21 protein-coding genes are annotated in these 19422 nt (G+C 43.4%); 3 read left to right on the forward strand and 18 right to left on the reverse strand.

The features are described 5' to 3' along the window. Positions 1–2: 2 nt before the first annotated feature. The 7 genes from MKY63_RS29520 to MKY63_RS29550 form a co-directional block, all read right to left on the reverse strand. Positions 3–794 carry an ABC-2 family transporter protein gene (locus MKY63_RS29520; RefSeq protein WP_036685911.1) on the reverse strand — a complete coding sequence of 264 codons (792 nt, stop codon included), beginning with the start codon at positions 792–794 and terminating at the stop codon, positions 3–5. Beyond that, positions 791–1798: an ATP-binding cassette domain-containing protein gene (locus MKY63_RS29525; protein WP_036685909.1), complete on the reverse strand. Its 1008-nt coding sequence runs from the start codon at positions 1796–1798 to the stop codon at positions 791–793. The genes MKY63_RS29520 and MKY63_RS29525 overlap by 4 nt, the downstream gene beginning before the upstream one ends. Continuing rightward, positions 1795–2943, reverse strand: a complete 1149-nt coding sequence (locus tag MKY63_RS29530; RefSeq protein WP_051491421.1) for a DegT/DnrJ/EryC1/StrS family aminotransferase — start codon at positions 2941–2943, stop codon at positions 1795–1797. The genes MKY63_RS29525 and MKY63_RS29530 overlap by 4 nt, the downstream gene beginning before the upstream one ends. A 12-nt stretch (positions 2944–2955) precedes the next feature. Next, a complete protein-coding gene (locus tag MKY63_RS29535; RefSeq protein ID WP_038570095.1) occupies positions 2956–3813 on the reverse strand; it encodes a hypothetical protein in 858 nt (285 codons plus the stop codon). Between the two features lie 26 nt (positions 3814–3839). Continuing rightward, positions 3840–4535 carry a hypothetical protein gene (locus tag MKY63_RS29540; protein ID WP_036685905.1) on the reverse strand — a complete coding sequence of 232 codons (696 nt, stop codon included), beginning with the start codon at positions 4533–4535 and terminating at the stop codon, positions 3840–3842. Beyond that, positions 4532–5644: an electron transfer flavoprotein subunit alpha/FixB family protein gene (locus MKY63_RS29545; RefSeq protein ID WP_339810817.1), complete on the reverse strand. Its 1113-nt coding sequence runs from the start codon at positions 5642–5644 to the stop codon at positions 4532–4534. The genes MKY63_RS29540 and MKY63_RS29545 overlap by 4 nt, the downstream gene beginning before the upstream one ends. Positions 5645–5730: 86 nt before the next feature. Further along, positions 5731–6534 (reverse strand): electron transfer flavoprotein subunit beta/FixA family protein, encoded by an 804-nt coding sequence (locus MKY63_RS29550; RefSeq protein ID WP_339813655.1) that lies wholly within the window; start codon positions 6532–6534, stop codon positions 5731–5733. Between the two features lie 221 nt (positions 6535–6755). Here MKY63_RS29550 and MKY63_RS29555 point away from each other — a divergent pair, with 221 nt between their 5' ends. Both MKY63_RS29555 and MKY63_RS29560 read left to right on the forward strand, forming a co-directional pair. Further along, positions 6756–7742 carry a hypothetical protein gene (locus MKY63_RS29555; RefSeq protein WP_076274925.1) on the forward strand — a complete coding sequence of 329 codons (987 nt, stop codon included), beginning with the start codon at positions 6756–6758 and terminating at the stop codon, positions 7740–7742. A gap of 33 nt (positions 7743–7775) precedes the next feature. After that, on the forward strand, positions 7776–8864 hold the full coding sequence (locus tag MKY63_RS29560) for a hypothetical protein (protein ID WP_076147175.1): 1089 nt from the start codon (positions 7776–7778) through the stop codon (positions 8862–8864). Between the two features lie 196 nt (positions 8865–9060). On the opposite strand, the gene map is transcribed toward MKY63_RS29560, so the two are convergent. The 7 genes from map to MKY63_RS29595 all read right to left on the reverse strand — a co-directional run bounded on the left by map (position 9061) and on the right by MKY63_RS29595 (position 14501). Further along, on the reverse strand, positions 9061–9807 hold the full coding sequence (gene map / locus MKY63_RS29565; protein WP_076274924.1) for a type I methionyl aminopeptidase: 747 nt from the start codon (positions 9805–9807) through the stop codon (positions 9061–9063). Positions 9808–9839: 32 nt separating this feature from the next. Beyond that, positions 9840–10826 carry a hypothetical protein gene (locus MKY63_RS29570; protein WP_141118534.1) on the reverse strand — a complete coding sequence of 329 codons (987 nt, stop codon included), beginning with the start codon at positions 10824–10826 and terminating at the stop codon, positions 9840–9842. A gap of 168 nt (positions 10827–10994) precedes the next feature. Continuing rightward, positions 10995–11621 (reverse strand): SGNH/GDSL hydrolase family protein, encoded by a 627-nt coding sequence (locus MKY63_RS29575; RefSeq protein WP_076100709.1) that lies wholly within the window; start codon positions 11619–11621, stop codon positions 10995–10997. Between the two features lie 164 nt (positions 11622–11785). Then, positions 11786–12964: an NAD(P)/FAD-dependent oxidoreductase gene (locus MKY63_RS29580; protein WP_036685891.1), complete on the reverse strand. Its 1179-nt coding sequence runs from the start codon at positions 12962–12964 to the stop codon at positions 11786–11788. Between the two features lie 40 nt (positions 12965–13004). Further along, entirely contained in the window at positions 13005–13448 is a 444-nt protein-coding gene (locus MKY63_RS29585; protein WP_036685888.1) for a DUF1641 domain-containing protein, read from the reverse strand. 200 nt (positions 13449–13648) lie between these two features. After that, positions 13649–14011: a DUF2785 domain-containing protein gene (locus tag MKY63_RS29590; RefSeq protein WP_256717398.1), complete on the reverse strand. Its 363-nt coding sequence runs from the start codon at positions 14009–14011 to the stop codon at positions 13649–13651. Next, positions 13983–14501, reverse strand: a complete 519-nt coding sequence (locus MKY63_RS29595; RefSeq protein WP_256717399.1) for a DUF2785 domain-containing protein — start codon at positions 14499–14501, stop codon at positions 13983–13985. Before MKY63_RS29595 ends, MKY63_RS29590 begins: the two co-directional genes overlap by 29 nt. A 212-nt stretch (positions 14502–14713) precedes the next feature. On the opposite strand from MKY63_RS29595, the gene MKY63_RS29600 reads away from it, so the two are divergent. Next, the gene (locus MKY63_RS29600; protein ID WP_036685885.1) at positions 14714–15331 is read left to right on the forward strand and encodes a nitroreductase family protein; all 618 of its coding nucleotides are present in this window, start codon (positions 14714–14716) and stop codon (positions 15329–15331) included. Positions 15332–15443: 112 nt separating this feature from the next. Here MKY63_RS29600 and MKY63_RS29605 read toward each other — a convergent pair whose 3' ends face one another. From MKY63_RS29605 to MKY63_RS29620, 4 genes are all read right to left on the reverse strand, one after another. Next, positions 15444–16064: a hypothetical protein gene (locus MKY63_RS29605; RefSeq protein ID WP_076317100.1), complete on the reverse strand. Its 621-nt coding sequence runs from the start codon at positions 16062–16064 to the stop codon at positions 15444–15446. A 3-nt stretch (positions 16065–16067) separates the two neighbouring features. Continuing rightward, positions 16068–16952 carry an EFR1 family ferrodoxin gene (locus MKY63_RS29610; RefSeq protein ID WP_038570079.1) on the reverse strand — a complete coding sequence of 295 codons (885 nt, stop codon included), beginning with the start codon at positions 16950–16952 and terminating at the stop codon, positions 16068–16070. A 567-nt stretch (positions 16953–17519) separates the two neighbouring features. Further along, the gene (dnaN, locus tag MKY63_RS29615; RefSeq protein ID WP_339810824.1) at positions 17520–18662 is read right to left on the reverse strand and encodes a DNA polymerase III subunit beta; all 1143 of its coding nucleotides are present in this window, start codon (positions 18660–18662) and stop codon (positions 17520–17522) included. After that, positions 18663–18998, reverse strand: coding sequence for a hypothetical protein (locus tag MKY63_RS29620; protein WP_249267736.1), 336 nt, complete (start codon positions 18996–18998; stop codon positions 18663–18665). Positions 18999–19422 lie beyond the last annotated feature (424 nt).

Consider the following 19422-nt stretch of genomic DNA (forward strand, 5'->3'; position numbering starts at 1 on the left):
CCCTACCCTCCCACGGCCATGTATGCACGAATCCCTTTTTTCCACACTAAACGGTTACATAATATGATAACGACCGCCCAAACGAATTGAACAATTATGCCAAAAACAAGCTGTGAATGATCCAACTTTCCAAGGGAAAACTCTATCGGAAAGCTGATCATATATTGAAAAGGCAAATAATCCGAGATATCCTGCATAAATCCCGGAAGCAACGACGAAGGCGCTACCTGTCCGGCCAGCAAAAATACCAGGGTGTCATTAATAGAAAGCAAGGACTTGATTTTATTGGTGAAAAATGCAAACAGGGAAAGTGTATAGGCCAGCATAAATCTGATTATTTGAGCCATGAGAAGAAGATAAACGGCCACCAGCAAGTCCAGACCGGATATAGCCAGTCTGAAGTTCAAAAAAATGGCAGCCACACCGGCAACAAATATAACAAAAGGCATACAGACGATTTTGACAGCCAAATCTGATGCAACTACATCGTAAAAAGGCGATATCGGCCTCAATAATACAATCGACATCTTGCCGCCATAGATTTGATCGCCGACCGTCCAGTGTGATGTAGGGTAGGTCAGCTGGTTCACAAGAATTAACAGAATATAATACCTCACAAAATCCTGCTGAGTGAACCCGGTTATGCTTCCATCTCCCGCAGCAACGGTCCAAACAAACATATAGATGATAGGTCCCATCATCCAACCAAGCGTCAATGTCCAGAAGAAACCTTTCTCAGCCATAAACCCGAACATAGTCCTACGTATCAGCGCAAAGCCTCCGCGAAAATTCAAAGGAGCCTCCCCTCTCGATACACTTCATCAATTACCGAATCGATTGGAGCATCATTGATTGTTACATTTCCAATGCAATAGCTATTAAAGATTTCTGAAACAATCTCAGGTACAGCTTCCTTCTGAATCTTAAACAATACGTAGCTTTCCGCAAGCTCCATGACCTGCAAGCTGTCAGTAAACTTCTCCTTTAGCTCTTCAATTGTGCCCGTTACGTCTTCATCCATAAAACTGACTTTGAGAATGCGGTAGGGGGCTATTTTACCGCTCAGCTGCTCCAGAGATCCGTCGTATAACAGCTTGCCTTGATTGATCAGCACAACCCGTTTACAAAGGGAAGAAATATCCTCCATATAGTGACTGGTAAGCAGGATGGTTGTCTCATGTTTTTGGTTATACTCCTTGATAAAACTGCGAAGCCGCAGCTGCATGCTAACATCCAGCCCCAAAGTAGGCTCATCCAAAAACAATACACGTGGCTGATGTAACAACGCTGCTGTTAATTCACACTTGGAGCGTTCTCCCAAAGAGAGATTCCGTGCCTGATTCTTAAGCAGATGCCCTATATCCAGTAGTTCTTTTAGCTCGTTGAGTCTTTGTTTAAAATCAGCATCAGAGACTCCGTATATTTCCTTCATCACAAAGAAAGAGTCCTCGACAGTAATATCCCAGGTTAACGTCGATTTGTTCCCCATTACCATACTGATGTTGCGCAGAAACTTATGTTGGCGTTCCCACGGTTTGAAGCCATAGACGGAAATGTTGCCTGATGTCGGATACAGGATACCGGAGAGCATCTTCAGCGTGGTTGTCTTTCCCGCGCCGTTAGGTCCGATGAACCCGACAATTTCTCCCGGCTCAACCCTGAGGTCGATACCTTTTACCGCCTCAACTTCGTTGTATTCCATTTTGATCAGACTTTTGAACGCATGCTTTAACCCATGTTCTCTTACAGGGACGCGATAGACCTTTCTCAGATTATCAATAATAATGCCCTCGTTCATTGCTGCCCCCTTAACTCTGCGACCACACTTAAGAATACAGCCAAAACATAATCGATCTGCTGATCAGTCAAATTGGGATAAATCGGCAAGCAGATATGACGCCGACAATAATCATCCGCTAGCGGATATTCCCCACTGAACTGTAGGGAAGCAGCGATCGGCTGCCTATGAAGCGGCGTTGCATATACCTCCCCTTGGAGCGAAACGCCTTTCTCCTTGAGTCTGTCCTTCAAATCGGAACTGTCAACGTCTAAAGGCACTATAACAATGTACTTATACCAACTGCATCTGTCCTGCGGCATCACAATCTCGAAATCAGGAAGATTTTTCGTAAAGAAGGAAGTATAACGGTTGGCGATCGCTTCCCGTTGTTCAATGATCGCGTCGAGCCGCTCAAACTGGGTAAGCGCTATCGTTGCTGTGATATCACTCATTCGATAATTGTTGCCAAGCGAGGTGTGGTAAGTCTCCCAAGGCTGGGGCTTGCCATGATTGCGGAACATTCTTAGCTTCTCAGCCATTGAATGATCGTTTGTGACAATGATCCCTCCTTCCCCCGAGGTAATGATTTTCGTGGCAAAAAAGGAATAAGTTCCGGCAATTCCGAAAGCTCCCGCACCTTTTCCGGCCATCCTGCTGCCATGTGCATGAGCGGCATCTTCAAATAACCAGAGCCCCTGCTCATCGCACCATTGCCTGATTTCTTCAATCTCCGGTGTAACAATTCCGCCAATATGTACGATAATAACCCCTCGGGTACGACTCGTGGCCTGCTTCTTTATTTCAGCCAGCGACACCGAAAATGTACGGGGATCAATATCAACAAGGCGAACATGCCCTCCGGCAAACAGGACACTGGAAGCCGTGGCAATAAACGTATTTGCCGGAACCAGCACTTCCTGCCCCTTTACTTCGAGCACTCTCATTACCGCTTCAATCGCACTTGTACCCGAATTAACCGCAATGGCATGAGTAACTCCTACATACCGGGCAAAACGTTCCTCCAGCTCCTGTACATACCTACCCTGACTCAACGCTCCTCTCGACAGACAATCATCAATTCGCTCCATAATGATACGCCGCTCCTGCTCAGAAAATGCAATATCGAGTGCGGGTACATCCATAACACCTTGTGTCAACTGCATAACGAACCTCCTCTACCAGTCATAGACTACAGTTTTCCCTTCAAAAAAGCCTTCCGCCGCTTGCCTGATAAATTGCTCCATATGTTCCGCATGAATATGTTGGGCAATTAGGCTGGTTACTTCAAGCTCTTGCTTCCCAATTCTGCGAGAGATTTCCTGAATACGGTCATGCGTTATGGATTCCTTAAGTATTCCAGGTCTTGTCAGATCAATAAATTGTATGTGCTGGTCTGGTGGATGGTTTTTTAAAGCCGAATGCCGTTGAACCTGCGAGAGCAGGTCCGAATCAAGTGCAACAATGGCTCTCTCCTCGCAGTCCCACACACCGCTGTTTAACCCGGCCCAAATCTCATCCTTGGCCTCCTTCTTTTCAACACTGAAGCTCAAATCTTCATCCTGCTTAAGCAACCTTAATAAAAGCTTTCCTAGCAGTCCCATTCCCCACAGTTCCACCGTTTTAATGCCTTCATCTGCCAGCTCTTCACACACATTTAGTGCCACACAAAACATAGGAACAAACGCAGCTGTCACAGGGTCTAAGTCGTTGGAAATAAAGATCTGACCATCCACCCCACTGTGCAGAGGGACACATACATCCTTTGTATAATGAGGAGAAAACACAAGAGCTTGGCCTACGCGATGCTCTGCTCCAAGCCCCGCTTTAGTCACTACTCCGACACTGGAGTAAGGATAATGCCCTGGTAAATGGCATGCCCCATGAAAAAGCTGCAAGCACGATGGGTCCTTTACCGTTCCCGTTAAAGTAAAACGGTTGGTAATGAACAATTCATTAGGACCCGGTTCCGCCTTGCGAGCAGCGGTGAAGTGTACACTAGGCTGAGGCCCTGATTCAGTGAACTTATTGTACATAGCCGAAATAACCGTCTCCTTACTGTTTATATATGGTCAGGTATCCAGGTATAACGTCCGCCCACCATAGGCGAGTGGAAATTCGGCATCCAGCCATGTGCTGTAAACTCGCCAGCCGAGTCGAAACCAACCACAAGCATCGCCTTTCCTTCATATTTGCCGTTGGTAATCCACATCTTTGTCCTTATATCCGGTGTTTGTCCTGTCAGATGCCTCATACGGGCGACAAATACCAGATACCGCTCCAGACTCATTCCCAATTTTCCGGTTTTCTTGTATGTACGCTGTATTTCCACAGCCGTCCGATCCAGCATATCCGGTTCGGTTGTCCGCGGAACGGTGAACCAGAAATCCTCAATTTCCGGAGTTGCTGCGACCAGTTCACTCTCCAGCGCCCAATTGCGGATATTAAACAAGCAGCCTAATTGCTTGCGACTGACGCCTTGGGGAACACATAAAATGATCTCGTTTCTTCGGTCCGCTTCTTCTAATTCTTCTCTCGTAAACTGCGGCATCCGAAGTGAAAATTTTCGCTGGATGATATATTCGATTCCTAATGTTCTGTACCAATTCTCCATCTCGCTCCGGATGTATTCCGGAGAATATGTGTCGTGGACATCGCTTTGAAACCTGAACATATCCTCCTTCTGAAGCAAGTGCTCATCGAGCATGACGCCAATCGTATGCAGCGTTTGTTGTCTTAATAGCTCCTTCTCAATCATCGCCCAACCTCCTGTACTGTGTTCAATGCCGACAATATTTCAGGTATGACTGTAAAAAGATCGCCTACGATCCCATATGTGGAGTAATCAAAGATAGGTGCATTGCGATCCGTATTTATTGCAATTATCGTCTCCGAATGATGCATCCCAACCTTATGCTGCACTGCCCCAGACACTCCGCAGGCGATGTACAGTTTGGGCTTGACCATTTTACCTGTCAGTCCGACTTGATGCATACTATCCATCCATCCACATTCTACAAGCGGTCTGGTAACCGCTACTTTCCCCCCAAGCGCATCGGCGAGCGCATAGATTAAACGAAGATTGTCTGCGTTTTGAATGCCTCTCCCGGCAGCAACAATAATTTCTGTAGTCTCGATGTTCTCCTTGCCCGCGGCTTCTTCAATTACTCCCATAAACTGCAGGACTGAGGAAGAGCAAGAATACAGGGAGCTTAGATCAACAATCTTGCCCTGCGCGACGTGTGCGGTCTCAGCAGCGGAATAAAAATTGGTTTTTACAGTTGCCATTTGCGGCCGTCTTGCCGGTATTTTTATCTCAGCGAATTGCTCGCCCATTTGCGTCGGTCTGGTAATAATAAAATCCCCGTGATCCGGTCCCATCTTCAAATCGATGCAATCGGCGCATAGCCCCGTCCGCAGGCGGACTGCGACTCTGGGGAAAATAGACCTTCCCCATGCGCTGGCCATACCTAGCACGACAGACGGTCTTTGATCCCGGAGCACCGCAGAAATCAAATTATAATGAATATCTTCGGCGTAACGCTGTATTCCCGGTTTGTTCACCATCCACACCTCATCTACTCCCCACTGAAGCAGACGCTGGGCTAGGTCTTCTATACGCTCTCCGACCACCAAAGCGTAAATGCGCTGGGCTCTCATAGCCTGCAGCTGTTTTGCTGCGGTAACCAGTTCCGGAAAATATGAAGAGAGAGCGCCCTCAGCATGTTCAACAACAAGGCAAATACCCTCATGCTCAGGGTACGGTTGTCTGGTCTCCTGTGCCCTGTCTTTCATTATAATGGCTTGGTTAGGACAGCAAGACGTGCAGACTGAGCAATAAGTACATGCCGCAACGTCGATACGCAAGCCCTCATCCTCATCCTTGATTGCAGCGGCGGGACAGCGTTTTAAACACAGGAGGCAATATGTGCATTGTTCCTGATCAATCCTAATCATCCATTTCTAACCTCGCTGATTTTGCTGATTATCGGCTCCAATACCCGTAGATATTCATCGCTTTCCAGCAAAATCCCCTTTCTTTCGGAGTGCTGTTCGTACACTGAAACTACTTCAGTAGCCGAGCCTGCCAAACCAACCGTCTGTGGGTCAAGGCCAAGGTCATGACAGGACCATACCAGAATATCCTTGGTTCTGGCATGCAATTTGGCAGCAATTGTTAGCGGTTTCAACTCAGAGACGGCTGTCATTCCACCAATACTCAATACTGCCGGAAGCCGGCAAGACTGTCTGGTTGTTACCCCTTCGTCATGCTGGCGGTGGAACAATACCTCATCGGTCGAAATATCCTCAAACCGTGTTACATTTATCGCGTGGGGGATATCTAGATACTCGCCGATTCCCGGACCTACCTGACCGGTATCACTGTCGGTTGAATGGCTGCCGGTCAGAACCAGATCACATCCACCAAGCTTCTCAACAGCACGAGCCAGTACCAGCGATGTCACCAATGTATCCGAACCGGCAAAAGAAGCGTCGCTGAGCAGGACTGCCTCATCGATTCCATAACCCATAAACTCCTGCAGAGCCGTTTTACAACCGGGAGGGGCCATGGAAATAAGAGTTACATTAGCATTACAGCTATTCTTCAGCTCCAATGCCACATGGATGGCTTGCCGGTCCGGATAGTTTAGCTCAAAGGTTGCCTTCGGTGGCGGTGAGGCCGAGATCTTACGGCCATCATCAATGCCACGCACATTGTTTTTGTTCACGTGTGCAATAAACTTTAAACAAACCACTATTCGCAATATATCGCTCCCCCCATCACATTCTGCTGCTTTTTTATCAGAGAAACGTATGTCAAAATGTTTCCAAAAGTACTATTCTTCGCCAGATTACCATTTCCCTTTATTATCATAATATGATTATCATCACATAATTGGAATGAACAATTATTATAGTATAATAATGTCATTTATTTCATTTTCATTTACATATAAGGGGAATATGGAGGTGTAAATTGAGTAAAATTACTTTACCCGTTTCCGATCCACTAATAAATACTTCCAACGCCTATGGGACTTTGTTTTCTATTATTTCTTCGGATAACCGCATATGGCCCTGGGTTTATTCCAACTTCATTCAGCTGAGATATGTAACGGATTGGGAAACTTACTTTTTTGACAATCATGAGCTTCTTGTTGATTATTGCCCATTTCTCAATAAGTTCATATTGCCTAGAACCATCATTTCCAAGTGGTCTTCCTTTACGGATTTTGTAGTAGACTCTATCAACGGCGATTGCTATGTATGGTGCCATCTCGACCGGTACTTTATATCTGCATATCAGGAGTTCGGCAAAGAACACCGTTTTCACGAGACATTAATTTACGGCTACGATCTTGATCGCCAAACAGTCTGCATTCGGGACAATATTACGGGCGGTAAATTTATGACCGCTCAATGCACCTTTTCCGAACTGGAATCCGCCTTTGACTATCTGTCCGGGGAAGAAAATTTTATTACGCGTGTAACTTTGCTTAGCAAAATCGATGCAGAATTTGATTTAAACGTCGAACAGATTGTCGACAGCTTGCAGCGATATCTATCCTCCAAGCGCTCATTCGATTTTATTAACCATACCATTACCAGCATCTATGGACAAAGTGTGTACCAACACCTCATTTATCAAATGGAGCATCCTAAAGAAGATGACCCTGAGCTTGACATTAGAGCCTATCATTTGCTGTGGGAGCATAAGAAGCTTATGGTTTTAAGACTTAAATATCTCCAACAAATAAAACTCCTGCTGCAAAGCGACCGATGGATTGAGCGTTGTACTGAGCTTGAAGAACGCTCTCTTCTGAACAGAAATATGGTGCTTCGGTATAATCTGTCCATGGACCCCAAGGTGCTAGACGCACTCAAACATTCTCTGTTGACCATACAAACAGACGAAACCAAATTATTGGGCGAAATAATAAGCGCGCTCGGCTCCAAGGGATGAATTGGAGAATTAGCAGCAGTTGGAGGGACAATTATGCAGACGTTGCAGACGTTAGAAATGGAATATTACTATAATTCTGCAGGGGAGCCTATTGCAGAGGTACAGTCACTGGGAAACTGCTATACCCGTAATATTTTTTTCATGCTAAAGAGGTATGTCAATGACTCTAGCGTATTGTACAAGATGTTTTTAGATGATTTTAATCTGAAATTAGTTACCCATACTGACAGTGACCAGTTTGAATTAAGCTTGAACGAGATCAAAGATCCCGAGGATTATATAACAGTCGCTAATAAACATACTTTTAGCAACAATGCAGAGGCAGCCATCCAGACGATAGAGACACTGTTAGCAAATAACGAAGTCGTATTTGTCAATACGTTAATGAAACGAGTCCCCTTTTATAGAACATTTGAATTAAACCCGGCTCTGGAAACAGATCATATTGTGGATGGGCATATATTTTTGATCCTAGGGCAGACGGCAACTGATTTTTATTTCTTGGACAATTATATAAATTACAACAAAGAGTATTTCAAGCCTTATCCGCATAACAAAAATATCGGTCAAGATGCCAAAACTTCGTTTATGGATGCCTACAATCGGCAGTTTTCCTGTTTCACAGTGCATCCTAATCAAGATGAGCTTGCTGAATTGCCAGCCCGAGCCACGCTCATTTTAAGAACCGCACTATCGAATTATTATAAGCCGCCCTCTTGTACCGAAGGCCGCCTGGAATATATCGGACGATCAGCCATCCAGGAACTGAACAATCTGTTTGCAAGTGGACGTTTCATCCTCAATACAAAGATTTCAAACCGCCCCCATGACCTTTACTCTTTAACCCGGACGACGCTCACCCGTCATTCAGATAGGAAAAAAGTATTGCTGTTGCTGCTGAATTCCTTAGCAAATCCTAATGCTCTCAGCGATGTCATTCATTGTGCTCGGCAAAGCATCGAACAATGGGAACTTTTAAGGAATGTTATGACCAGGCAGTATATCATGAATGAATTTACACTTACTGACCAGATGGAAGAATACATGGCCTATGTCCTTCATGCGGAAGACCTGTTTTATCATTCCATTGAAAAAAACATCGATAATTTATGCCAAATATAGGATATAAGCGTAACGCCTCATCCTAGAAAAAAGGAGACTTGTCAAATAGACAGGTCTCTTTAAAGTATTTACCGCATTGCCACTTATCACGGCTAATAACAACTTCGTTAACGACATGGAAGGAACGGAGGGTCCGGGTAAGGGCTTTTGCTCATATCCCCCTCCATCCTCCACCCCTTTAAGTCGCTATTCGGGCTTACACACTAGTCAGAATAATAGGCTCACCTTTAGTCACGATAATCGTATGTTCAAACTGCGCTACCCGACCGTTATCTACAACACTTAGCGTCCAGCCATCCGATTGCTGCTCAACATAGTCCGCTCCAGTCGAGAGGAAAGGCTCTACTGTAATTACTTGTCCTTCCTTCAGTACTGTGGTCACTCTTGGATTATAGAAGGGTAGAATTTCAAAAGGCTTCTCATGCAGTGATTTGCCAATTCCATGGCTGCACAGATTACGCACCACTCTATAACCGCGTTTGCGAGCTTCAAGTTCCATCATTCTGCCGATCTCGTTAACCTTCATCCCTGCCCGCAGATGATTGATCACACTCATCATGGTTTCCTCAGTACTCCGGCATAAACGCAGAATATCATCGTTATAGGGCGGCAGTTGAAAAGAAACGCCAGCATCCCCATAATACTCATTCAGCTCAGCAGAGACATCAATGTTGATCAAATCGCCGGCATTAATCACTCTCGGACCCGGAATACCATGAGCAACCTCTTCGTTCACACTGATGCAGGTGCTGCCCGGGAAATTATAAGTTATCTTCGGGGCTGAGGATGCTCCGAAGCTTTCCAGAATCTCAGCTCCAATAAGATCCAACTCCGCAGTCGTCATCCCAGGGGTTACTTTCTTTTTCATCTCGGCGATGGTGTGGCCCACCACTTTTCCAATAGCTTTTAACCCTTCTAAATCTTGTACCGTATCACTTGTCATCCAACACACATTCCTCTCACTTCATGAATTAATCAATTGTCCAGCCTCTGAAATGCACTCCCTACCCACTGAAAAGTATCTTCCACTTGTTTGCCTGCTGCGTTATCGTAGTAACTTCTCTTGAAGCTATGCTCATCAACTTTATCCAGCTTTATGGAATACCGCTCAGGACTGCTGATAAACAGCTGATTTTCAGGTTTAATAGGCAGTTCTTCTATCACGTTATTTCTTCTGAGTGTAAAAAGCTTATAGAAATAACCGTTACTCGTTCCATATTGTCCGATCGTAAAATCGGGATCACCATCTCCATTATAATCCTCAAACTGAAGCTGGAAAAAATCATTAAAGGTCTGGGCAAATTGATCATTTAACGGATAGCTACTCAGCGTTTTCCCTTGTTCATCAGTCACAACTAGTCTAAATCGGCCACTCCAGTTTCTTCCCGTTAACGGACTGGGTGTAGTCCAATCTTCGCTATATGTCCCCTCTAGCAGTTGCAGATTTAAAAATCCCGCTCTGCCTGTGACCGGAGACAGTTCATTATGTGATAGGGTTACTGGACCTGTTACCTCGACAGAAGTCTCCACAGGGTCTGCCTGTTCAATGTTCTCCGTATCGATTGTTCCATAAATGAGCTTTCTTAACTGGTCAGAGTTTTTCACAGGAATCGTGTAGCCCTGACTGCTGTTCTCCGCTGTAGTAAACATCCCTTCATGTCCAAGTTGATCTCCAAGCGCTATGTAATAGTCTTCCGAATAGCCGTCCCCATAAACAAGCTTCATTTCAAATTCCGGACCCCAATCCAGATCATCAGAAAATTTTTTACTCTTGTTCATAGCCTCCGCAAGCGTCTTGATCAAAACAGAATCCTTTAGCGTTAAGCTCTCTGAGTGCAAAGGACGATCCGCTTGTTTCTGATCACTAGTTGCCACGGGTGTCAACGACACGCCTTCGATCCATCTGGCATTGATGAAGCCCAAATCACTTTTACATCCGCTTAACACTACGACCAATAACAAAGGTGCTATCCATATTAACCGCCTAATGCGAATCGCCTCCAATACATAAGCATATTCCAATTATAACAGTGTCTATAAATATATAAAAACGACTTTACTAACACGCGATTAAAAAAAGACTACAACCTGCTTATTAAAGCGTGGTTCTAGTCTTAAAATGACAATTGATTAGATTGCTCCCATCGTTTTGAGCCAAGCATCCGCAATAAGTGCATGACCTGCAGGAGTAGGATGTACTCCATCATATGCCCAGTAAGCCGGTTCTGCTTTTACGGAGGCCGCTGCAAAAAGTCCATCTAGCGGAACCAGCGGCGCCCCATATTCACGTGCCAGCTCGCGGACAATATGAATTTTAGGATCAAGATCCTGACGCCAAGTTCTACGATCTTCCGGTACAGGCAAAACAAAAGGCTCTATAAGAACTAATTTAGCATCCAAAGATTTCTGAGTGCGTTTAATCAGGTCCCGATATGAAGCTTCAAACTGCTCGGGAGTGGTTTCTTCACCAGAATCAAAACGGCGCCAAGTGTCGTTAATTCCAATATAAATGGACACCCAAGTCGGCTTCAAATCCAGGCAATCCTTATCCCAACGCCCCTGTAAATCAACAATACGGTTGCCACCAATGCCACGGTTAATAAAAGTAAGATTCTTCTCTGGATATAAATACCCCAGACGAGCGGCGACCATCATTGCATAACCCACTCCAAGCGATGAAGCGTCTTCATGATTACGTCCCCAGTCTGTTATGCTGTCACCTTGAAACAGAATGACATCGTTTTGTTGGAATATCATAAATGAAATCCTCCTCTAACTACCTCTGTTAATATAACCCAATCTATTATATCAAATACAATGAATACAGCCTACTACGAAACATCAATAATGCAAACATTTCACTAAAAAAACAATAACAAAAACCCCGCTCAGATTCGAGCAGGGTTTAGGGTTAAACTATATTAGTAAGCTAGGCTGAACAATCCTTTAATGTGGGACAAGTAACGAATATTACTTGCTTCCTTCATCAGAGTTGCAGGCAAGCCTTTTAACGGAGTAGAACTTGCACCAACGATGGCTACACCGTCTTTACGGCCTAAGCTAGCAAGCGTACCAGAGTTGATTGGGCTAAAGCTTTCAAACGATTTATTTTTCAAGAAGGCATACAGATTGTATCCGATCAATTCACCCATTTGCCAAGCGATTTGAGCAGTTGGAGGGTATGGACGTCCATCTTCTGCAAAGACCACAGCGCTGTCACCAGCAACGAATACATCTTTGTGGGAAGTGGATTGCAAGAACTCATTCACCGTTGCACGACCGCGGTTAACTTCAAGACCGGATTCGCCGATGAGTGGATTTCCTTGTACGCCACCAGTCCATACAAACGTGTTAGCAATAATTTTTTGACCGTCTTTCAAGTCAATCGCATTGCCTTCTACATTCGTAACAGGAAGACCTGTCAAGAATTGAACACCACGTTTTTCCAAGCTTGCTACAGCACGTTCGATCAATGCATCTGGCAATACTGGAAGGATTTTAGGACCTGCTTCAACGAGCATAAGCTTAATTTCTTTAGGATCAACGCCATATTTTTTAGTAAGTGTAGGCAATACATCCGCGATTTCACCAACAAGCTCAACGCCGGTTAAGCCGCCGCCACCGATCAGGATGTTTGCATCTGCTTCATTTTTCGATTTCGCATATTCACGAATACGATCCTCAATATGTTGATGAATTTTGTTAGCATCTGCAGCTGATTTCAATACCATACTGTATTGTTCAAGCCCTGGAATGCCAAAATAAGCTGTAGTGCTGCCAAGACCTACAACAAGCGCGTCATAAGTTAGTGTCACACCATCAGAAAGAACAATTTGTTTGTTCTCCACAGAAAATGAATTAACCTTCGCGATTTTCAGGTCAATATCTTTACCTGCGAAAAGCTTAGTTAGAGGCATAGCAACAGCACCCTCTGCAACACTACCTGCTGCAAGACGATGCAATTCTGTGATGATTTGGTGGGTAGGATACTGATTAACTACAGTAATTTTAGCTTCATCTTTTTTGAGATACTTGCGTACGGTTAAGGCGCTTAGTAGACCACCATAACCTGCTCCTAGAATGACAATATGTTTAGACATGATGTTTCCTCCGTCCCTTACGAATAAGATATGAAAATGATTATTTCTGCTTACTGCGTTCTCCAGCAACTTGAAGGTATGCATTTACGAAACGGAAAAGCTTTTGCGCTTGCGGATCTTTCAACAACTTCATAAGACCAAAAAGACCAATAACTTCGTTACTTTCATTCGCACGATCTTTTGCTTCGATCACTGTAGCTGCCATATTCTTCGCGGAATGCACTACAGGTTCAGCAAGTTCTTTAATTGCACTTACCGTATCACTTTTCAAGACATCATCCGCTGCGACAGTTTGCACAAAGTCATAGGACTTTGTAAGCACGCCAACAAGCTCAGTTAATTTTGGCAGCTGTTCCACCAAGACTGTTAATGATTCCTGAACTTCTGGTTTCAAGAGCTGCTCTAGAACATCCATTTGTTCCTTGCTAACAGCTACTTTTGGTGATTCTTGTTCAGGTTGTGTTTGAGTGATTGATTCTGACATATCCAAATCTCCTCTGCAATAAGCTTTGCTGCTTAATAGTAATGAAAAACATAAGAACTTTTAACGCCATATTTCTATTATAGCACTTATCAAGTTATAAATGTCACAAAGTTTTTGAATTTCCATAAAATTTTGTGATTTTTATTACATTATAATAAATTATTTAAATTACCAGTGTTAATTAAAACCGTTTGAGTGAATTAATGTACAAATTCATTCAAATTCTTCTCAGTTTTCAATAAAACATCCACAATGTCCATATTCTTCTCTGTTAGAAGTAACCTGAAATAAAGAGAACGCAGGAAGTTCTTTGTATTTATTCGAGTAACGTACTGGCTGTGGCTTCTAGGCCAACTGCCACATTGCGCCAAGTTGAGAATCCAATCGGTTATAGACTGCTGTGGAAGTAAATGATGATCGATGATTGTAACTATAATAGTAGCAATCCGTTCATCTTCTTCCTCCCTGAATATGTATTGATCGTTATAAAGCATCTTTTGAACAACTGTCAGAACCTCTTCCCGCACCTCGGCATCACTCTCCGAGCATAAAAACCAGCTCATCCAAGGCGTCTGCGCCATGTGCTGCTGCGTGTGCCCAGCCTTCTTTTTCCATATAACCTCTTAAATCCCGTTCTTCCTTATAATAACGAATTAAACCCTGCTTCACCTTTGTAAATTCAGAGCTATCCAATATAGCCTTTTCCCTATGCCGCTGGAGAATAAGAGCAACAACCAATACAGAAAATGTTCTTGTATACACCGTCTGATCTTCTTTGTTCCCAATGTGATAAAATAGATGCTGCTCGTCAAGGAGTATCCACAGCAGTTCACGAAGCTCCGCATCATTAAACCAATGTTTCTCATTAATCCATTTGTAGAATGTGGAATAAATCAATTCATCACGCAGCACAGGCTCGGGATCTCCTAAATGCTCAAGCATCAACTTCACATAATCCTTTATGTCCTGTCCACTTCTAAGCTCGTAGTCATTCTCTTCGATTCTTTGTAAATCTATCATCAATCGTTCTCTACTATTAATCAATTTATCCACCCTTTCATTCACCGTGTTTTTACATATCCTAATATCCTAATTTATGTCCTATTTTTTGACAACAGGGTATTCAAGATTAACTTCAATAAATTTTATCATTGACGAATTTTATAGGCTGTGTTATTTTGAGTTAGTAACATTTAGTTAGTACATTTACAAATATCAGGTGTTTATATTTTACAACCGAACACATACACAACGGAGGAATACTTATGAGCGCTTTTACAGACTTGATTCAGTCCCGCAGATCCGCTATGAATTTTGTGGAAGGGGTCACCATCCCTCAGAATGAATTAGAGGAAATGTTCTCTTACGCCAGATTGGCACCATCGGCCTATAATCTACAGCATACAAATTACAAAGTGATATCTAACGAGAGCTTAAAAGAAGAAATTCGCGAAGCGGCTTACGGCCAATATAAAATCCATACTGCTTCAGCAGTTATTGTAGTGCTAGGAGATAAGCATGCTTATCAGCAGGCTCCAGAAATCTATGGCGGGCTTAAAGCTTTAGGAGCGATGTCACAAGAGGAATATGATGAGCAAATAGAGATGATTAACAATGCTTACATTGATAAGGATGCTTTTCAAAGAGATGAAGCAATACGTAATGCCTCTCTCTCGGCCATGCACTTTATGCTGATCGCCAAAGATAAAGGCTGGGATACCTGCCCGATGATCGGCTTCGATGCTGATGTTATCCAATCCACCTTGAATCTGCCGGATCATATGGTACCTGTTATGCTGATCACGATCGGCAAAGACAAAAAACATAAAATCAGACCCCGCGGCTACCGTAAGCCAGTCAACGAATTCGTTGAGTTCATCTGATTATAGATACAGCAAAACGTTCCATCCGAGGCAAGTAGCGGGTGGAACATTTTTTTTAATTGGAACTCATCATGAAGATAATGAACCGTGTGCCCGATATAGAAGAGGTGCTCTACTTCGCATATTGTAAAATCGCAATCGCTGCTCGTTCCCGTCGTTCGGAGTCATCACAAATCAAAGCTTCTTTCAAAATATTAAGCGCCTTAGAGAGCGTCTCCTCATCCAATTCCAGCGGACTATTCACTTCTTGTTCATTAGTAGAAACACCTGTAATCCACAGATCCAAGCGAGCACTTGGTTTTGGACCCTTAAATTGTACAACCGGTGCACTTTGGTTAAATAACTCCCGCACGCCTGCGTTTAGTTCAGAAATCGGCAGACTTTTCAACCACGTCACACCACGCCGATGGCAAGTACCCTCGTCAACATTATCATTTAACTCGTTGTAAAAATAATCTCCGAGGTCTCCGAGATGTACCCAATCTCCATCGGCCACCAGCACATAATCTCCATCTTGCATCGTATGTACAAATAGCTGAAGGGCTTGCAGATGTTGCATAAGCTCCGGCTCACTATATTGGTAAGTACCGATTAATCGATCACGAAGTTCCTCTATGCTTAGATTCTCCAGATCCCCTATTCCGGGGTAGCCGATACTCACATAATTATCCTCCAAAAATGTGCTGATCCGCTCAATCCCCAGTGGCTTAGATCCCATCCGAAACAGATTCATATGTCATTCCTCCAAATACTTAATAAAATGCTTATAGTAGCCCTTGGATTTGGGAGTAACAAACCGTCCATCATTCGCAGAATCCTTCATTAGTTTATGAAGATTCGGACCTCCAGTATAGGGATCTACTACGCTAGCCTTCAGTCTTGTCGCTTGGATTGCCTTCTGAGGACAAGAATAAACACAACGCATACATAATAAACAATTTTGACTGAAAACAATTCCTTCTACGCCGCTACTAATATTGGATGTTGGACAGTTGCTGACACATTTTAAACATAGTGTGCAAGCGTCCGTTGTACGCAATCCTTTTGCGAAGTATTTTCCCCCTTGGTGTTCCTCACAATAATATACTGTTCTCAGAACCCGCTCCAACACAGGGTGAATCGGCAGATTTCGTGGTGTTCGGTTTACGATTTCCTCTGCAAACAATTCCACCTTACGCTGTGCGGCTTGGTACAACTGCTTATTCAACCTGTCATCATATTTGATATAAAAATTACATGGCATCGCCAAAATGGAATTGTGAAAAGGGATATATCCCTTCCCACGCAAAGAACGAAGAACCGTATTCGAAGCACCGTTATTGATATAGTGTGGAGAGGATGCCGTTTTGAATACAAATGCCGGGGTTCCATTACATTCAGGCAGCTGATCTGCAAAATGTTCAACAAAACCGGAAGCGCCAAAGCCTAGAACCGGATGACCAATACCTATAAGATCATAGGCTTCATATTCTACAGAACGAGTGCCTTTAATAATATCTTCCACTCTAAACAAATCTACGTCTTGCCCTTTACTTCTTAGCCTTTCAGCAAATTGCTTAGCAATAATCTCCGTATTGCCAGTACCTGAGAAATAAAATATGGCCGTCTTTGCATTATGCATTCCATCCCCTCCCAGATCAAATATACCTCATTCCCGTCTGGGAAAGCTGTGATGCTGAAGTGGGTTTGGGCTATTTCGGACTCAGTTGCTCTTATTTCCATAATTTCGCTCGTTTTGCCACACTATCGGACTCAGTTGCAGCTATTCGCTCAAATGTACTCCTTTTCTGAGTAAATCAAGGGCAATAGGTGCTATACAGTCCGAAACCTTCGCAAAATAAACCCATATGCTGAAATAGCTGCAGTACGGTCCGCTACGATCTAGATCGAGCAAAAGGTAACTGGTTTCGAGACGTAGGCGGATAGATTGTGCTATAGGTAACTAATTTCGTGCACGGAGTAGATAGGTTGAGCTATAGGTAGCTAATTCCGCACGGTGTAGATAGGTTGAGCAATAGGCAGCTAATTCCGCGCACGGAGTAGATAAGTTGAGCCATAGACAGTTAGTTTAAGCACTGGTTAGCACGTTTAGGAGCAGATTTGGCAGGTGGCGTTCTTTTCAGCAATTGCTCGGACTCAGTTGCAGCTATTCACCCAAATCTACTCAAATACTGCAATTAACATATCCTCAATCATGCGTCCTCACAGGAGTAATTAAAAAAAGTGTGGACGAAGATGCGTCTACAGGCAGGATCACCAGCGGTCTTTCTTTTCCCGCGAACCTGATTCTAAGCGTCTCACTATCAATCGCCCGAAGGATGTCCCTGAAATATTTTCCGTTAAAGGCTACTCGAAAATGATCACCCTCTAGATGTTCCAAAGGAATCTCTTCTTTTACATCCCCAATTTCTGCAGTCTTGGACACTAAACTTAGCGTGTTAGAAGGAAGTACGCTGAGCATAACACTCTCACCAGCCAATATAGAAATACGTTCAACCACATGTAACAAACGGTCTGTCTTAACAATCACTTCGGAGAGATACGCTTTTGGGATTAAATTATTGACAGAGGGATAAGTTCCTTCTAGAAGGGCAGACTGAACCCTCAATCCATTAGAAATAAATCTGATCTGCTTGGGGCCTATTTCTAAATCGGTGCTGCTGTCTGCATCATCGCTTAATATTTTTAAAAGATCCTCCAGGCTGCTGCCCGGGATTACAACATCTAAAGGAATTGCACCGTAATCTTCTATGCTTTCAACAATATGCTGGGCGAAGCGGATGCCATCAGTGGCGACTACACGAATATTTCGCTTATCTATTTGAAGCAAAACTCCTGTGAGCACAGGTCTGGTTTCCGATGAAGAGACCGCAAAAACCACTCTTTTAAATATTTGCTTCAAGAGAATGTTCTTCATGCTTATCCTTTGAATATTTGGATGATCTATGTATTGGATTCTCGGAAACTCTGCTGCATCCATTCCACATAAACGAAATTGAGTGTTCCCTGATTGAATATTTAATATCAATGACTCTACGATTTCCAGCCTAATTAGTCCAGGATCAAGCTTACGAATGATCTCATAAAAATAACGTGCGGGAACTACGACCTCACCTGTGTTGTGCACAACCACCGAATCCATTTTTACAGGGAGCTTATATTCAATGGTCATTCTTATATTGCTGGCTGTTAATATCAGACCCTGAGTTTGCGCTTGAATAAGTATTCCAGATAGAACACGTGAGGAACTATTCGCGGATATGGCTTTTAATGCTGCCTGTAAAGCGGTACTCAGAGAATCTTTTGATACATGGATTAGCAAAGACTTCACCTAACTCTCCTTAGATTCCTTTACAAAATGCGCCTCAATAATGTTCCGAAATACTTGAGAGCGAGATGCGTTCTGATCCGCACAAGCCTGCTCTATCTCCTGCCAAACGTCCTCAGATAACGTCAAAGATACCTTTTTAGTTACACCAGTGCTTTTTCTACCCGCACCCTCCCGAAGACCTCCCCTTGTAAAAAGAAACCCCAACTGCCCATCTTTAGTAGCTACACCTACTTTAACTTTATCCTCGTTGTTACTTGCGCTATCGCTAGTGACTTTATCTTTAATTTCGTTAAAATTGCTCCTCTTGTGTACGCCTTCGAATTTATGATCACCCAATCCCTCGCACCTCCGTATTTGAATTTAGTAACTTAAATCAATACATTCACTAATTTCATAATACCATAATCGCCATTAATCCACCACAAGTCTAACCACAAAAAAAACACCCCAAAGATCGGAGTGTGTGTGGTGGGCTAGGCATGAGTTTGGTATGCGTTGGGTATGAGTTGGGTATGAGTTTGGTATTGCCACATTGACCCATGTCTTTTTTATTTTGCTTAAAATCGTTTGTGAATGTATGAGTTAATTGCACTTTATACAACTATAAACAATACATAGTGCTGCCCGAGCGAAATAAGTGTATTCTCTGCAACTAAATTCATCGATATTAACAAATTAGTGTGAAAAGACTTCTTTTAACTGCACCAAATGCAACTAAAAGTGACTAAGCTTCTTATCTCCTGCAAATAAGTGTATAAAC

The organism is Paenibacillus sp. FSL R7-0189, from assembly GCF_037969925.1.
In the GTDB taxonomy this organism is placed as follows: domain Bacteria; phylum Bacillota; class Bacilli; order Paenibacillales; family Paenibacillaceae; genus Paenibacillus_AQ; species Paenibacillus_AQ odorifer.

Excerpts from the sequence above, each read along its gene's own strand:
- MKY63_RS29525 (WP_036685909.1), bottom strand. The coding sequence starts at position 1,798 with ATGAACGAGGGCATTATTATTGATAATCTGAGAAAGGTCTATCGCGTC.
- MKY63_RS29530 (WP_051491421.1), bottom strand. The coding sequence starts at position 2,943 with ATGCAGTTGACACAAGGTGTTATGGATGTACCCGCACTCGATATTGCA.
- MKY63_RS29535 (WP_038570095.1), bottom strand. The coding sequence starts at position 3,813 with ATGTACAATAAGTTCACTGAATCAGGGCCTCAGCCTAGTGTACACTTC.
- MKY63_RS29540 (WP_036685905.1), bottom strand. The coding sequence starts at position 4,535 with ATGATTGAGAAGGAGCTATTAAGACAACAAACGCTGCATACGATTGGC.
- MKY63_RS29560 (WP_076147175.1), top strand. The coding sequence starts at position 7,776 with ATGCAGACGTTGCAGACGTTAGAAATGGAATATTACTATAATTCTGCA.
- map (WP_076274924.1), bottom strand. The coding sequence starts at position 9,807 with ATGACAAGTGATACGGTACAAGATTTAGAAGGGTTAAAAGCTATTGGA.
- MKY63_RS29575 (WP_076100709.1), bottom strand. The coding sequence starts at position 11,621 with ATGATATTCCAACAAAACGATGTCATTCTGTTTCAAGGTGACAGCATA.
- MKY63_RS29580 (WP_036685891.1), bottom strand. The coding sequence starts at position 12,964 with ATGTCTAAACATATTGTCATTCTAGGAGCAGGTTATGGTGGTCTACTA.
- MKY63_RS29585 (WP_036685888.1), bottom strand. The coding sequence starts at position 13,448 with ATGTCAGAATCAATCACTCAAACACAACCTGAACAAGAATCACCAAAA.
- MKY63_RS29590 (WP_256717398.1), bottom strand. The coding sequence starts at position 14,011 with ATGAGCTGGTTTTTATGCTCGGAGAGTGATGCCGAGGTGCGGGAAGAG.
- MKY63_RS29600 (WP_036685885.1), top strand. The coding sequence starts at position 14,714 with ATGAGCGCTTTTACAGACTTGATTCAGTCCCGCAGATCCGCTATGAAT.
- MKY63_RS29605 (WP_076317100.1), bottom strand. The coding sequence starts at position 16,064 with ATGAATCTGTTTCGGATGGGATCTAAGCCACTGGGGATTGAGCGGATC.
- MKY63_RS29610 (WP_038570079.1), bottom strand. The coding sequence starts at position 16,952 with ATGCATAATGCAAAGACGGCCATATTTTATTTCTCAGGTACTGGCAAT.